Here is a 14,596-nt window from a genome sequence, read left to right as displayed (position 1 = left end):
ATGGGGTTCGGTCAGCGGGCACGCCGGGTGCGCGACGGGCGCTTGGCGCACGGCCGGCGAGTCGCGGCCTTGGGGTCGTGCGTGCGGCTGTACCACCCGATCGGCCACCGGGCGACGTTGAGCTTCCTCGCCGAATTGGCCGGGCCGTACCAGCGGCACGAGCAGGCTCTGGTGCGGGCGCTGGAGGCGCTGGAAGCCAGCCGCGCGGTGTGGCGCGCGGAGGCCACGGCGTACGTGGACGCCCGCGTGGCGGAGAAGCGGCTCGGCCGCCGGACGCCGTCGCCCGGCGAACCGCCGCTCAGCCGGATGAGCGGGCATTGGTACGCGTCGACGCCCGAGCTGTCCCGGCGGGCGGCCGTCCACGCGCTGAAGCTGTGGGAGCAGGACCCGGGCGGCGCGGACGACGAGGTCCGCTCTCTCGTCCGCGACTGCGTCGCCGCCGGCGGCCGGCTCACCCCCGAGCGGCTGGACACCGTCGCGAGCGGCTGGCCGATGCCCCTCGTGGCCTCCGCCGCGGGTCTTCGAAAATAATTCCGGCGACGGTGTCGGATCGGCGCGGTGATGTTCGTAGCAGGGGTGAGGCCGCCCGCGCGGGGCGGCACCGAGGCCGAGGAGCCCCACCGTGAAGCTGACGACCGTGACCCAGCTGACCATCGACGGCGTCGTGCAGGGCAACGGCGGCGCGTCCGACGAAGACCGCCGCACCGGGTTCGAGCGCGGGGGCTGGGCGCTGGGGCGGGGTGACGACGAGACCCGGGCGCTCATCGCGCGGACCTACCAGCGCGCGGACGCCTTCCTGTTCGGACGGCGCACCTACGAGCTGTTCGCCCGCTCCTGGGGGTCGGTCGAGCAGATGCGCGCGACCCCCATCGGCGTCGCACTGAACGACGCCCCCAAGTACGTCGCCTCGACCACGCTCACCGACCCGGCGTGGGCGGGCAGCACCGTCCTGCCCGGCGACCTCGCGGCGGCCGTCCGCGAGCTGAAGGCCAAGCCCGGCGGCGAGCTGCAGGTGCACGGCAGTGGCACCCTGGTCCGGTGGCTGCTGGCGAACGACCTGGTCGACGAGCTGGTCCTGACCGTGGTCCCGGTGGTCCTCGGCCAGGGCACCCGGCTGTTCCCGGCCGACGGCCCCGATTTCGTGCTCGAGCTGATCGAGTCGCGAGTCGACTCGAAGGGCGTGTCGACGCAGGTCTTCCGGCCCGCCGGGCGCCCGCAGTACGTGTGAGTCCCCGTCCACCACCACGAGGAGTTCCGGATGCAGTACTTGGTTTCCGTGATCGACGACAAGGAAAACCCGGGTAGCACGGACCGGCAGCCCGCCATCAGCGAGTTCAACGACCGGCTGATCGCCGAGGGCTACTGGGTGTTCGCGGGCGGCCTCGCCGACACCGGCGCGGCCACGGTCGTCGACAACCGCGGCGAGCGGGCGGTGGTCACCGACGGGCCCTTTCTGGAGTCCAAGGAGTACCTCGCCGGCGTCTGGGTGTGGGAGGCGCCCGATCTGGACGTGGCGCTCAAGCTCGCCACCGAGGCGTCGAAGGTCTGCGACCGCAAGATCGAGGTGCGGCCGTTCCAGTGAACGACGTCGAGGAAGCGGTGGTCCGGGCCCACCGCGAGGAGTGGGCCCGGGTGGTGGCCACCCTGACCAGGCGCTTCGGTGACATCGACGTCGCCGAGGACGCGGCCGCCGAGGCGTTCGCGACCGCCGTCGAGCGCTGGCCGTCCGACGGCGTGCCGCCGGCCCCCGGCGCCTGGCTGACCACCACCGCCACCCGCAAGGCCATCGACCGGATCCGGCGCGAGAGCAAGCGCGACGACAAGCAGAAGGAGGCTCTGACGGTGTACGACGACGACCCGCCCGAGCCCCTCGGCGCCATCGACGACGACCGGCTCCGGCTGATCTTCACCTGCTGCCACCCGGCGCTGGCGACCGAAGCCCGCCTGGCGCTGACGCTGCGTATGGTCGGCGGCCTGACGGTGCCCGAGATCGCCCGCGCCTTCCTGGTCGCCGAAACCACCATGGGCCAGCGCATTACCCGCGCGAAGGCCAAGATCAAGGCGGCTCGCATCCCGTACCGCGTGCCGTCGGCCGAGGACCTCCCCACCCGCGTCTCCGGCGTGCTCGCCGTCCTGTTCCTGGTCTTCAACGAGGGCTACCTGGCGACCGGCCCGGACACCGACCCCGTGCGCCAGGACCTGACCGCCGAGGCCATCCGCCTCACCCGCCTGATCCGCACCCTCCTCCCGGACGACGGCGAGGTGACCGGGCTGCTGGCCCTGATGCTCCTCACCGAGGCCCGCCGCCCCGCCCGCGTCTCGGCCACCGGCGAACTGGTCGCCCTCGACGAGCAGAACCGCGGCGCCTGGGACGCGGAGCTGATCGCCGAGGGCCACCGCCTGGTGCGCGAACGCCTCGCCGCCGGGGTGGCCCCGGGCCGCTACCAGATCCTCGCCGCGATCAACGCCGTGCACACCTCCGCCCGCGACATGCGCGACACCGACTGGTCCCAGGTCCTCGCCCTCTACAACCAGCTCATCCGCCTGGACCCATCCCCGGTGGTCGCCCTCAACCGAGCCATCGCGGTCGCCGAACTCGACGGCCCCGAGGTGGCCCTGGCGGCGATCGACCGGCTCGAGCCCGAGCTGGCCGGCTACCACCCGTTCCACGCCACCCGCGCGGACCTGCTGCGCCGCCTGGGCCGAGGCGCGGACTCCCGGGCGGCGTACGACCGGGCCATCGAGCTGGCGGACAACACGGCCGAGACCGCGGCGTTGACCCGCCGCCGCGATCAGCTGGGGTAGCGCGGCTCAGCCGGACTCGTGCGCACAGCCCGGCTGGTGGATGTGCACGTCACCGTCGATCCGGCCGGCCTGGAGCACGGTCCCGAAAACGTCCCCGTGCACGGTGTTGCCGCTGGTCGCGACGGGATCGCCAGACCTGGCCTGAACCACGCGCAGGGTGTACCCCCGCAGTCCGCCGCTCCCGTCGACGACGTCGGGGTCGGTCAGCTCGAGCAGGTGCCGGGCGGCCGCCTCGGCGGCTTCGGCCAGCCCCCGCTCCGAGTCCCGCTTGGGCTCGGCTTCGGCCAGCCTCGCCGCGACCGCACTCAGTTCCCGGTCGACGAGGGGCAGTGTCCGCCGCGCTTCGTCGACTTCGCGGTCGTGCCGGATTGCACGCTGCTCCACCGCGGCCGCGATCGGATCGGGGTCGTCGAGGTCCCAGATCCGCTCGGACGCCCGGAAGACCACGCGATCGCTCACGGCGATCACTTTGCCCACCGCGGCGGCGAGCCGCCGCCACCGGTGCCGCTCCCGCGGCGCGACCGTGTGCTCGCGGATGGCGAAGAGCTGCCGGTACACCTCCTCGACCGTGCCGTGCGACCGCAGGCCGGCCAGATTCTCCCGCCACTTCCCGACCAGCGCGGGCGCCACTTCGGTGACCGACTGGAGGTGCCGGTCCAGGCTGTCGTACTGCGCCCGCAGCTCGGCGGTCAGGTGGGCTTCGAGCCGCTCTGTCAGGCGTGAATGCAAAGATTCGTACGGCTTCCAGGACGGGTCGGCGATCCTCTGCAAACGCGCCTGACGCCCGCGGAGCGCACGAAGTGTCGAAACCAGCTCGGCGGCCGATTTCGACCAGCCCAGCTCCGCAGCGATCCGCTTGCACAGGTCGTAGAGGGAAAAGGCCGATCGCGACGGCAGCCGGATCAGGAGCGCGGTCCGCTCGCGAAAACTCAGCACGAGCACGGCCGGGATCAGTGCCTCGTCGACGCCGAAGTACGAGGCACACCGCCCCGCGGCTTCGGTCCATGCGTCGCGGTGCTCGTCCGGTGGACCGGGACGCCGAGCTTGTGCACGAGCCCGCCGTTGCGCCGCGTGCACTGAATCCGCGAAACCGCGTTCGAATCGGGGTCCGGCGCCACCCAAGGCGATTCGCAGGTCTTGCCCGGCCGCGTAGCTCGCGACATTCCCCTGCCCCCTCACGGCCCACACCTCGGGGTCGGGACTCAGCACGGCGATGAGGCGCCCGGTGACGTCGTTCAGGCTGGTCCACTCGTTGGACAATTCGGCCAATTGCCTCCCGGCGTCCGCGTTGCGGAGCAGTGCCACCATGAGGCCGCTGTAGCCCGCTTCTTCGGCACCGTTCACCACATGGGTGAGCAGTTCGGCGGTGGACGTCGGCGCGAACAGCACGTCCCCCATCATGACAGGGCACGGGGATCCAGACCCGCCTAAACTTCGGCAACGGCACCCGAAGCGAAGGAGCGGCATGGCGAACCTCGGCGGCACCTACCCCCTCGGCGGCGAGCTGCCGGTCACCCGCATGGGCTACGGCGCCATGCAACTGGCCGGGCCCGGGGTCTGGGGTCCGCCTCGGGATCACGATCGCGCCGTCGCCGTGCTGAAGGAAGCCGTCGAGCGTGGGGTCACCCATCTGGACACCAGTGACTACTACGGGCCCCACACCGTGAACGCGCTCATCAAGGAAGCACTCCACCCCTACCCCGAAAACCTGTGCATCGTCACGAAAGTCGGCGCACGGCGGAGTGAAGACAAGGCCTGGCCACCCGCGCTGTCGGCCGAAGAGCTCACCCAGGCCGTGCACGACAACCTGCGGAACCTCGGGGTCGACGTGCTCGACGTCGTCAACCTGCGGCTGAGCAACGACGCCGGGGACTACCCCGTGCCGATGTCGCTCGCCGAGCCGTTCGGGGTGCTCGCGGACCTCCGGGAACAGGGGCTCATCCGGCACCTCGGCGTCAGCCACGTGACCGCCGAGCAGCTCGACGAGGCCAAGGCCATCGCGCCCGTCGTCTGCGTGCAGAACCAGTACAACCTCGCCCACCGCGAAAACGACGACCTCGTCGACAAGTGCGCCGCCGAGGGGATCGCCTTCGTGCCGTACTTCCCGCTCGGCGGGTTCAGCCCGCTGCAGTCCGGGCTGCTCGACGACTGCGCCGCGCGGGTCGGGGCCACGCCGATGCAGGTCGCGCTGGCCTGGCTGCTGCAGCGGTCGCCGTCGATGCTGCTCATCCCCGGCACGTCGTCGCCCGAGCACCTGCGGGAGAACCTCGCCGCCGCCGAACTCGAACTGCCCGCCGATGTTCTCGCCGATCTCGACCGGATCGGCAAGCCCTGATCGCTACGCTGAGCGCGCACACAGGCACGAGAACGGAGAAAAGCGTGGCGCAGTGGGGCGATCTGGTCGCTTACATCAGGCAGTCGTACCGGGTGGTGCGCGACGAGCCCGACGAAATCCGCATCCGCCTGATCTTCGGCGACGACCCCGACACCGAACAACGTGCCCAGATCGTCGTGATCGCCCGCGAAATCCTCGACCAGCGCGAAGACTGGGTGCAGATCGCGACGCCGTTCGCCCGGCACGAAGAGGTCGACCTCCTCGCCGTGCTGACCGAGGTCGGCGAGGCGATCGTGGTGGGCGGGATCGCCGTGATGGGTGAGCACGTCGTGCTGCGCCACTCGCTGCCGCTGATCAACCTCGACATCAACGAGTTCACCGACCCCCTCGAGCTGGTCGCCGGCGCCGCCGAGCTGCTGGAGCAGCAGTTCACCGGCCGCGACGACTACTGAGCGGAACCCCGGCGGCGGCCACCGGCCCGGCTCCGAGGCCGGGGTCGCCGCCCCCCGCTGGTGCTCACTCCGGTTTCCGCGCCAGCACCCTCCCCTGCGGCACCCGCGCCGCCGGATCGCGCAGCACCTGCGTGACGACCTCGAACCCGGCCTCGGCCACCAGCGCGCAGACCCGCTCCACCGGCAGCCAGTAGATGTCCAGCGAAAACCCCTCTTGGCCGTAGCCGTCACTGCGGTGGTGCCGCCGGTCGCCGACGTGGAACCCCAGCTGCAGGTAGCCGCCCGGGCGCAGCACCCGGAACAGCTCGGCGCATACGCCGGGCAGCCGGGACGGCGGTGTGTGGATGATCGAGTACCACGCCACCGCGCCCGCGAGACCGCCGTCCGGCAGGTCGAGGTCGAGCAGGGAACCCACGGAAAACCGCAGCCCGGGGTGCTCGCGACGGGCGACGGCGAGCATCTCGGGCGACAGGTCGACACCGACGACGTCCAGGCCCGCTTCGGCCAGGAACGCCGTCACGCGGCCGGTGCCGCAGCCGAGGTCGGCGACCGGGCCGTCGCGCACCAGCTCGGCGAACGCGGTGAACAGCGCGCGGTCTTGGACGTCTTCGGCGAGCGGCGGCACGTGGTCGTCGTAGCTCTCGGCCACGATCGCGTACGTGGCCCGGGTCGGTTCGAGGAACTGGTCGTCGGTCACGGCGCGGACGCTACCGGCGGGCACCGACAATTTTCCGCTTGAGTCCTAAATGGACTTGACTTGGGAGAGGTGGTCGAGCATGCCGCGGACGGCCTCGAACTCGCGGACCTCCTGGCGGCAGTCCTGGCACGCCGCCAGGTGCCGCTCCACGCGCGCCGCCTCGGCGGTCTCGAGCAACCCCAGGCTGTAGGCCCCGAGGTCGGTCCGGTCGTACCGGCCCATGGATCGCGTCTCCGTTCCGCGTCCCGCGAAGGAACACCCGCACTACCGGACGTCTCCAGGGTCCTGGCCAGGACGCGCGACCGGCGAGGTTCCCCCGTTTTCCACCCGATCGGCGGACAACGGCCGGAGGAAGACGAGCCGTGTGGGTGAAACGGCGGTCACGGTACCCACCGGTCACGACACGGAAAGCATTTGTGCGCGGAACTTCGCCGATTCCGCGTCATGGCTCCGCGGCTCCGTCGTCGGACCTGCGTCGGACCGGGATTTTCCGGCTTCGACCAGGGAAAGCAGGGCGACCCGAAACGAGGAGAGCGATGACCGTACGGAGCCACCGGGCGGACGACGTCGTGGACGAGGTCGGTGTGTGGCTGGCCGGGGAGTTCGCGGGGCGGCTCCCCGCCTCGGAGATCGACCGCGTCGTGAAGGTGACGCGGGTCGACCTCGAAGGGAGCATCGCGCGGGAGGAGCTCGGGGAGATGCTCCACCGGCTGAGCCGCGCCCGGCTGCAGCGCATCGTGCAGCTCGCGCCGGCCGCACGGGTGCGGATCCCGCACGCGCGGTGACGAGGGAACGGCCGGACCCGTCCCGGGCCCGGCCGTCGTGAAGGTCGCGAATGACTCATTCGCGACCACCGCGGGAGGTCGCCGACGCCGGTGGGACGAGCGCCGGCGCGTGATCCCGCGGTGAAGAACCGCCCCGCCGACCGGATCCAGGCCCCCTCCCCCGCGGACGTTCGCGCAGACCCGTTGCCCGGACTGGCCGACTTCTTGACTGGACTAGACCAATCTGTTCTAGTGACCGGTGTCACCCTCGTCCCGGCCGGATGAGCACACCCCCTCCGACACCGGGCGCCCCCGCGCCCGGACTCCGTCGTGGCCGAAGGAGTGAGCCAGTCTTGAGAAGACGTCTTGTCGCGGTCCTGTCAGCGTTCGCCGCCGCCGCCGGGCTCGTGCTCGGTGTGCCCGCCGCCACCGGGCAGGCGCCGCAAGCGGCCGCCGCCGCCTGCAGCGGGCCCAACTGGGTCGCGGGTCAGTGGTACGACGTGGGCGCGGTCGTCAAGTACACCAACGGCAGCTACTACCGCGCCAAGAACGCGAATCCGGGCTACGACCCGATCATCAGCACCTGGTACTGGGAGCCCTACAGCTGTGACGGCGGGGGCGGCGGCACCACCTGCAACGCGCCGAACTGGGTCGCCGGTCAGTGGTACGACGTCGGTGCGGTCGTCAAGTACACCAACGGCAGCTACTACCGCGCCAAGAACGCCAATCCGGGCTACGACCCGATCATCAGCACCTGGTACTGGGAGCCCTACGACTGCGGTGGCGGCACCAACCCGGGCAACCCCGGCTCGTTCGTCGTCAGCGAAGCCCAGTTCAACCAGATCTTCCCCGGCCGCAACAGCTTCTACAGCTACAGCGGCCTGACCGCGGCCCTGTCGGCGTACCCCGGCTTCGCGAACACGGGCAGCGACACCGTGAAGAAGCAGGAAGCGGCGGCGTTCCTGGCGAACGTCAACCACGAGACCGGCGGGCTCGTCTACATCGTCGAGCAGAACACGGCCAACTACCCGCACTACTGCGACTGGGGCCAGTCCTACGGCTGCCCGGCCGGCCAGGCCGCCTACTACGGCCGCGGCCCGATCCAGCTCAGCTGGAACTTCAACTACAAGGCCGCCGGTGACGCGCTCGGCATCGATCTGCTCGGCAACCCCTGGCAGGTCGAGCAGAACTCGGCCGTGGCCTGGAAGACCGGGCTCTGGTACTGGAACACCCAGAGCGGCCCCGGCACGATGACCCCGCACAACGCGATGGTCAACGGCCGCGGCTTCGGCGAGACCATCCGCAGCATCAACGGCTCGATCGAGTGCAACGGCGGCAACCCCGCCCAGGTCGAGAGCCGGGTCTCGAAGTACCGCCAGATCGCCTCGGTCCTCGGCGTCGACCCCGGCGCGAACCTCTACTGCTGAACCTCAGGCGCGGACGGCTCGCTCGCTCAGCGGGCGAGCCGTTCGCCGATCAGCCGGATGACCGCCGCGGCGTGGTCGTTGAGGTAGAAGTGCCCGCCCGGGTAGGTGTGCAGCTCGAACCCACCCGACGTCCGCTCCGCCCACTGCCGCGCCTCGGCCTCGGTGACCTTCGGGTCGCGGTCGCCGATCAGCGCCACCACCGGGCAGCCGACGTCCGGGCCCGGCCGGTAGCGGTAGAGCTCGGCGGCCTTGTAGTCGCTGCGCAGCGCGGGCAGCACCATGCGGAGGATCTCGTCGTCCTCCAGCACCCGCGAATCGGTGCCGCTGAGCCGCTTGACCTCGGCCAGGAGCTCGTCGTCGTCCTTCTCGTGGACCCGCTCGTCGCGGAACGCCGAAGGCGCGCGCCGCCCGGAGGCGAACAGCGCGAGCAGCCGCGTGCCGCGTTCTTCGAGCCGCCGCGCCACCTCGAAGGCCAGGCTGGCACCCATGCTGTGGCCGAAGAACGCGACCGGCCCGGTGAGCTCCGGGGCGAGCACGTCCACCAGCTGGTCGGCGAGCACGAACAGGTCGTCCACCGGCGGTTCGGCGTAGCGGTCCTGGCGGCCGGGGTACTGCACGGCCAGCACCTCCACCGACGGGGCCAGCGCCGCCGACACGGGGTGGAAGTAGCTCGCCGATCCCCCGGCGTGCGGGAAGCACACCAGCCGCGCCGGCGCGGACGGCGCCGGGTGGAAGCGCCGGATCCACTCCGCGGCTTCGATGGAAATGCTCATGCTCGCCAATCTGGCAGGCGGACCGGCCCGCGTCGACCCCTAACGGCGGATTCTGGGGGGTCGGCGGGCCCCGGGGTGCGGACCGGGACCCGCCGGTTTTTCCCTCCCTCCTCAGGAGCGCCCCAGGCGGAAGGTCACCCGGCCTGCCACAGGGCCGGGACGTTCGGGGGTTCCCAGCCCGGCTGGGCGGTGTGCCCCTGCAGGCACACGTACCCCCGTCCGCCGTAGGTGACCCGGGCACCCGCCGCGTAGGTGGTGCCCACCGCCCAGGAGGTGCCCCCGGGTGGCGTGGAGGTCGGTCCGCCGGTCGGCGTCGTGGTCGACGTCGGCGGGGTCGGCGTGCCCGTCTGCGGCACGTTGAGCACGAAGTCGAAGGCGGCCTCCTTCGCGGAGCCGTTGTCGCGCACGGTCATCAGCAGCCGCGCGTCGAAGATCGTGTCGGTGTTGTTGCGCGGCTCGTTGGGGAAGTAGAGCTGCGTGGTCAGGATCGGCCGGCCGGGGGCCTGCACCTTGACGTGGATGTGCCGCGTCCGGCCCGGGTAGAGGCCGGGCACGATCGTGGACAGCGTGAACGCGCCTTGGGCATTGGTGTACTGGTGGCCGCGGAAGGTGAAGCCGGTGTTGTCGTAGGCGCCGTTGACGTCCGCCTGCCAGAAGTCGAGCAGGGCGCGGTTCACCGGCTGGCACGCGAGGCCGAAGACGTACCCGGTGACGGTGAGCCGCGTGCCCTGGGTACCGGGCGTGACGAGGTTGGTCCGCTCGGGCGAGTTCGGCTTGAAGTACGGGCCTTCGGTCTGCGCGATCGTCGGCTCGTCGCCGTCGTGGCACTCCGGGGTCAGCGCCGGGACGGTGCCCGCGGCGACGGTGGTGCGGGCGAGCGCGGGACCGCCGATCAGCGCGACCGGCGCGGCGACGCCCGCCGCGAGCGCGGCCTTGAGCACCGTCTTGCGGCTGAGCTTGTTCTCTTCGTCCATGCCTTGCTCCTCGTGGGGGCGTCGGGAATCCCCTCGAACGTAGGCAGCGCACTCCCCGGGCGACGATGGACTGGACCGGTCAGTCGTGGTGTATCTCCCCGCCGCGGCGGAAGTCGCCGGGGCTCAAGCCGGTCTCGCGGCGGAAGAACCGGCAGAAGTAGGCCGGGTCGGCGAACCCGACGCGGCTCGCGACCTGCCGGACGGTCAGGTCCGTCCGGAGCAGGAACCGCTGGGCCTCCCGCGTCCGGGCCTCGCGCAGCAGCTGCGCGGCGGTGCGGCCGGTCGCCGCTTTCACCGCTTCGGTGAGGTGACCGGGGGTGACGCCGATGCGTTCGGCGTGCGCGGTCACCGACCAGAGCCCGAGCTCGGTGCGGGCCGCGAGCCTCGCGAACTCCTCGGCCACGGCGCCGGCGGGCGCGGGCGGCGCTTCCGGCGTCCCCGGCAGCCGTCCCGCGCGCACGACGAGGACGTGCAGCAGCGCCCGCAGCACCGACTCGGTGTCCTCGCCGCCGCGGCGGTATTCGTCCTCCAGGTCGGCGATCAGCCGCGTGACACCGGCGTTCGCGCGGGCGTCCAGCTCCAGCCACGGCCGCGCGCTCAGCCGGCGCAGCAGTTCGCGGTCGGCCGGGTAGTCGAGGAGGAAGTCGTCGGTGAACACCACGACGTGCCCGGTGAGGCCGCGGACGTCCGCCCACTGGTGCACCTGCCCCGGCGCGATGAAGCCGAGGTGCGGGGGCCGCAGCGGCCAGCGCGCCAGCTCGACGACGTGCGTGCCGGTGCCGCCGGTGACGTGGACGAGCTCGTGGAAGGTGTGCCGGTGCGGGAACTCCGCGCGCGACAGCGGCCCGAGCGCGTCGAAGGTGCCGACGGCGATCGGTGGCGCGTGCGGGGCGGGCACCTCCAGCCGGTGCATGGGCAGTTCTCCCGCCCGCGGTGTCGGGCAGGGGGTCCCCAGCGGAACGGTGGTACCGCGCATGGCGGAAAAGTCTAGACCAATTACCGGGCGTTTCGTCCGGTTGTGCCCCGATGATCGCAATCCGAACGTCGTAGTCCGGACACGAAGAACGGGGCCGGTCCACAGTGGACCGGCCCCGTTCACGGGACTAGCTTGCGCGTCTTGCTTACGCGCGGCTGCGACGCCGGTCGACCAGCAGCATCAGCGCGCCGCCGCCCAGCAGCAGGCCGCCGACACCGAACGGAACCGCGGCGTCGACACCGGTGTTGGCCAGGTCGCCGCCACCGGACTGCGCGCCACCCGGGGTGGTGCTCGGCGCGGGGCTGGTGGCCGGGGCGCCCGCCTCGGTCCAGGTCGCGGCCGCCTTCGCGGTCACCTGGGTCTTCTCCGAGTCGGCGACGATGAGCGACTGCGCCGGCTTCTTGGCGTAGTTGTCGGCGACGAACAGGCGGCCGGTGTCCAGCTCGCCGGTGACCTTGAGCGAGAACGAGCCGTTGCCCGGCTTCGCGTCGGCCGGGACGTCGACGAACAGCTTGCTGCCGTCCTTGACGTCGGTGGACTTCAGCTCCTTGCCGTCGGCGTCGGTGACCTTGACGCCGTCGGGCAGCTCGGTGGTCAGCGACGTGATGTCACCGGAGGTCGCGACGCTGAAGGGGCCGATCTTGGTGCCCGCGGCACCCTCGGTCTTCTCCGCGGCGATGTTCAGGGTCGGCTTCGGCTGCTGCGCGATGCCCTTGTTCTCGTCACCGGTCAGGTAGCTGTACAGCGCGGCGACGTCGGCGTTGGTCTCGGCCGGGTTGGCCTCGGCCAGCGGCTTCGTGAGGTTGAGGTTCACGCCGTCGCTGAAGTGCCACACGGCGGCCTGCGTCGCGGCGATGGCCTCGCGCTCGGAGATGCCGTCGTTGACCTTGACGCCGGCCTTCGCCAGCGTGCTGCCCAGCGCGTCGAGCGCGACACCCGGGTAGCCGTGGTGCAGCACCCAGTTGATCTTCGCGCTGTTCTTCTCGAAGGGCGAGTTCGCCGCGGGGTACTTGTTCCACGGGCGCTCGACCATGTCGACGTCGGTGCGCATGCCGACGGTGATCTGCACGCAGTAGAGCTTCAGCGTGCTGCCGTCGGACAGCTTCAGCGAGAACAACTTGGTGATGTAGTCACCGCCGCCGTCCAGGTTGAGCCGGTAGCCGACGGTGCCCGCGTTCTCGCTGACCCGGCCACGCGCCGCACCGTCGTCCGCGAGCGCCGACGGGGCGCTGACCATGACCGCAGCGGCCGCGGCGAGCACTGCGATCCCGCCACGCACGAGAGCTGACCTGACCTGCATAAATCTCCTATCCGAGCCCGAACCACGACGTGAGGGCCGCGCTGATGACAGGCGTCGATCGCTGCGGCCACCGATTCGGGTGAGTGATCACCCGGTCAAGCGAATCCGGAGCTTACACAGACTCCACAAGTGCTACTCAGGGTGCCCCCTTAACCACGGAGGTGTCCGAATAGCCGCGGAAAGGCGGTCACACCGACGGGCGCAGTCCCGCCGCCATCCGGCCGATGACCGAGGCGTATTCGGCCTTCAGCCGCGCTTTGTCCACATCGGACGCTTCGGCCAGCGCCATCCCGGCCGTGCCGAGCATGCCGAACACCAGCCGGGTCGTCGTCTCCAGCGGCTGGTCGTCGATGTCACCGCCGTCCACCAGCGCTTTGATCAGCTGTTCGACGAGCCCGTAGGCGAACTGTTCTTCGGCCGCCTGCCAGCGCAGCCAGCCGAGGGCGATCGGCGCTTCCTGCCAGACCAGCCGGCCGTAAACCGGATCGCAGCAGCGGTCGAGAAACGCGTCGAGCGCGGCGAAGGCCGCCTGCCACGGACCGTCCGCACGGGCCGCCGCCGACGCGGACAGCTCCATCGCCTCGGTTTCCAGCTGCTCGAAGACCGCCTCGAAGAGCGCCGTCTTGTTCGCGAAGTGGTGGTAGATCGCACCCCGCGTCGCCTGGATGTCGGCCGCGATGTCTTCGAGCGCGGTACCGCCGAATCCGCGTTCGGCGAACCGCCGGGTGGCCGCGGCCAGCAGCGCGGCCCGGGTGGCCTCGGAGTACTGCTCCCGCCGGCTTTTGACGGTCGACATGCGCCAAGCATAGGACATACACTGCGTATGTCACCGACACGGCGTAGGTATCCGGTGGGGGTTTGCTGATGACGAACACCGACGAGCTGCTCTTCAACCCGTTCCAGCCCGGCTTCTTCGAAGACCCGTACGCGCAGTACAAGGTGTTGCGCGACGAGGACCCGGTGCAGAGCCACCCACTGGGTTTCTGGTTCGTCTCGCGCTACGAAGACGTCTCGGCCCTGCTGCGCGCGGGACTGTCGGTGGAGGTCCGCAACCTGGCCGCGGGCCCCCTCCTCGACCAGCAGGCAGCACTGACGACGGACGGCGACCCGGGCGCGCTGAACCTGTCGATGCTCGACCGCGACCCGCCCGACCACACCCGCCTGCGTTCCCTGGTGACGAAGGTGTTCACCCGCCGAGCGGTCGCGGCCCTGGAACCGCAGATCGTCTCGCTCGTCGATGCGGCTTTGGCGCGAATGGCGGAGAAGGGCACGTCGGACTTGGTGGAGGAACTGGCGTTCCCCCTGCCGTTCGCGGTGATTTCGACGATGCTCGGCATGCCCCCGACGGACCACGCACGCATCCGCGAGCTGAGCGGAACCCTGGTGCGCTCCCTGGAGATCGTGGCGGACGAGGAGACAGCCCAGGCCATCGCATCGGCGGACGCGGAGCTCTCGGCGATCACCCGTTCGGTGATCGACTGGAAGCGCGACCACCCGGCCGACGATTTGCTGACGGCGTTGATCGCGGCGGAGCACGACGGCCAGGTCCTGGACGGGGACGAGCTGGTGGCCCAGGTGGTGCTGCTGTACGTGGCCGGTCACGAGACGACGGTAAACCTGATCGCCAACGGGGTGAACGCGTTGCTGCGAAACCCGGATCAGCTGGCACTGTTGCGTTCCCAGCCGGAGTTGGCTGCGAACGCGGTGGAGGAGTTCCTGCGGTACGACTCGCCGGTGCAGCAGACGCGACGGATCACGACTTCGCCGTATTCGTTGGCGGGGAAGGAGATCCCGGCGGGGACTTTCGTGCTGGCCTGTTTGGCTTCGGCTAACCGGGACGAGCGGTTCTTCGGTGCGGACGCTTCGCGGTTGCGGTTGGACCGGCCGGAGGCGCGTCATCAGGTGTCGTTCGGGGCTGGGCCACACCACTGTTTGGGTGCGGCGTTGGCGCGGTTGGAGGGGCAGGTGGCGATCAGCCGTCTGGTGGAGCGGTTCCCGGACCTGGGATTCGCCGGCGAGGTGGAGTGGAACGGCCGGATCAACTTGCGGGGGCCGGCGAAGTTCCCGGTGACCGTCCAGGCCGGTTGATGCCG

17 protein-coding genes are annotated in these 14,596 nt (G+C 70.9%); 9 read left to right on the top strand and 8 right to left on the bottom strand.

Annotated features, from left to right (window positions below; all coding sequences use genetic code 11):
• From SD460_RS12800 to SD460_RS12785, 4 genes are all read left to right on the top strand, one after another.
• Positions 1-531, top strand: coding sequence for a hypothetical protein (locus tag SD460_RS12800; RefSeq protein ID WP_290050402.1), 531 nt, complete (start codon positions 1-3; stop codon positions 529-531).
• A 91-nt stretch (positions 532-622) separates the two neighbouring features.
• On the top strand, positions 623-1,228 hold the full coding sequence (locus SD460_RS12795) for a dihydrofolate reductase family protein (protein ID WP_318306181.1): 606 nt from the start codon (positions 623-625) through the stop codon (positions 1,226-1,228).
• A 30-nt stretch (positions 1,229-1,258) separates the two neighbouring features.
• Positions 1,259-1,582 carry a YciI family protein gene (locus tag SD460_RS12790; protein ID WP_290050400.1) on the top strand — a complete coding sequence of 108 codons (324 nt, stop codon included), beginning with the start codon at positions 1,259-1,261 and terminating at the stop codon, positions 1,580-1,582.
• Positions 1,579-2,805, top strand: coding sequence for an RNA polymerase sigma factor (locus tag SD460_RS12785; protein ID WP_290050398.1), 1,227 nt, complete (start codon positions 1,579-1,581; stop codon positions 2,803-2,805). Before SD460_RS12790 ends, SD460_RS12785 begins: the two co-directional genes overlap by 4 nt.
• A 6-nt stretch (positions 2,806-2,811) precedes the next feature.
• On the opposite strand, the gene SD460_RS12780 is transcribed toward SD460_RS12785, so the two are convergent.
• Positions 2,812-4,272: a hypothetical protein gene (locus SD460_RS12780; protein ID WP_318306180.1), complete on the bottom strand. Its 1,461-nt coding sequence runs from the start codon at positions 4,270-4,272 to the stop codon at positions 2,812-2,814.
• Here SD460_RS12780 and SD460_RS12775 point away from each other — a divergent pair.
• Together SD460_RS12775 and SD460_RS12770 are read left to right on the top strand one after the other, a co-directional pair.
• Entirely contained in the window at positions 4,271-5,140 is an 870-nt protein-coding gene (locus SD460_RS12775; RefSeq protein ID WP_290050393.1) for an oxidoreductase, read from the top strand. The genes SD460_RS12780 and SD460_RS12775 overlap by 2 nt on opposite strands.
• A gap of 44 nt (positions 5,141-5,184) precedes the next feature.
• Positions 5,185-5,592, top strand: coding sequence for a hypothetical protein (locus tag SD460_RS12770; RefSeq protein WP_290050392.1), 408 nt, complete (start codon positions 5,185-5,187; stop codon positions 5,590-5,592).
• 64 nt (positions 5,593-5,656) lie between these two features.
• Here the strand turns inward: SD460_RS12770 and SD460_RS12765 are convergent, their stop codons facing one another.
• Together SD460_RS12765 and SD460_RS12760 are read right to left on the bottom strand one after the other, a co-directional pair.
• The gene (locus SD460_RS12765; protein WP_290050389.1) at positions 5,657-6,289 is read right to left on the bottom strand and encodes a class I SAM-dependent DNA methyltransferase; all 633 of its coding nucleotides are present in this window, start codon (positions 6,287-6,289) and stop codon (positions 5,657-5,659) included.
• A 45-nt stretch (positions 6,290-6,334) separates the two neighbouring features.
• On the bottom strand, positions 6,335-6,511 hold the full coding sequence (locus tag SD460_RS12760; RefSeq protein ID WP_290050387.1) for a zf-HC2 domain-containing protein: 177 nt from the start codon (positions 6,509-6,511) through the stop codon (positions 6,335-6,337).
• A gap of 314 nt (positions 6,512-6,825) precedes the next feature.
• On the opposite strand from SD460_RS12760, the gene SD460_RS12755 reads away from it, so the two are divergent.
• Both SD460_RS12755 and SD460_RS12750 read left to right on the top strand, forming a co-directional pair.
• Positions 6,826-7,074: a hypothetical protein gene (locus SD460_RS12755; protein WP_290050386.1), complete on the top strand. Its 249-nt coding sequence runs from the start codon at positions 6,826-6,828 to the stop codon at positions 7,072-7,074.
• Between the two features lie 386 nt (positions 7,075-7,460).
• Positions 7,461-8,480, top strand: coding sequence for a chitinase (locus SD460_RS12750; protein WP_318306560.1), 1,020 nt, complete (start codon positions 7,461-7,463; stop codon positions 8,478-8,480).
• A 26-nt stretch (positions 8,481-8,506) separates the two neighbouring features.
• On the opposite strand, the gene SD460_RS12745 is transcribed toward SD460_RS12750, so the two are convergent.
• The 5 genes from SD460_RS12745 to SD460_RS12725 all read right to left on the bottom strand — a co-directional run bounded on the left by SD460_RS12745 (position 8,507) and on the right by SD460_RS12725 (position 13,299).
• Positions 8,507-9,253 (bottom strand): thioesterase II family protein, encoded by a 747-nt coding sequence (locus SD460_RS12745; protein WP_290050384.1) that lies wholly within the window; start codon positions 9,251-9,253, stop codon positions 8,507-8,509.
• Positions 9,254-9,387: 134 nt separating this feature from the next.
• Positions 9,388-10,227, bottom strand: coding sequence for a dioxygenase family protein (locus SD460_RS12740; RefSeq protein ID WP_290050383.1), 840 nt, complete (start codon positions 10,225-10,227; stop codon positions 9,388-9,390).
• Between the two features lie 79 nt (positions 10,228-10,306).
• A complete protein-coding gene (locus SD460_RS12735) occupies positions 10,307-11,203 on the bottom strand; it encodes a helix-turn-helix transcriptional regulator (RefSeq protein WP_318306179.1) in 897 nt (298 codons plus the stop codon).
• 145 nt (positions 11,204-11,348) lie between these two features.
• Positions 11,349-12,482 carry a Cys-Gln thioester bond-forming surface protein gene (locus SD460_RS12730; protein ID WP_290050380.1) on the bottom strand — a complete coding sequence of 378 codons (1,134 nt, stop codon included), beginning with the start codon at positions 12,480-12,482 and terminating at the stop codon, positions 11,349-11,351.
• 208 nt (positions 12,483-12,690) lie between these two features.
• On the bottom strand, positions 12,691-13,299 hold the full coding sequence (locus tag SD460_RS12725) for a TetR/AcrR family transcriptional regulator (protein ID WP_290050379.1): 609 nt from the start codon (positions 13,297-13,299) through the stop codon (positions 12,691-12,693).
• 68 nt (positions 13,300-13,367) lie between these two features.
• Between SD460_RS12725 and SD460_RS12720 the strand changes: the two genes are divergently transcribed.
• A complete protein-coding gene (locus SD460_RS12720; protein ID WP_290050378.1) occupies positions 13,368-14,591 on the top strand; it encodes a cytochrome P450 in 1,224 nt (407 codons plus the stop codon).
• The last annotated feature ends 5 nt before the right edge of the window (positions 14,592-14,596 follow it).

The organism is Amycolatopsis solani, assembly GCF_033441515.1.
GTDB lineage: Bacteria > Actinomycetota > Actinomycetes > Mycobacteriales > Pseudonocardiaceae > Amycolatopsis > Amycolatopsis solani.
Note: the sequence above shows the minus strand (reverse complement) of the source record. Positions and strands in the feature narration are given on the sequence as shown.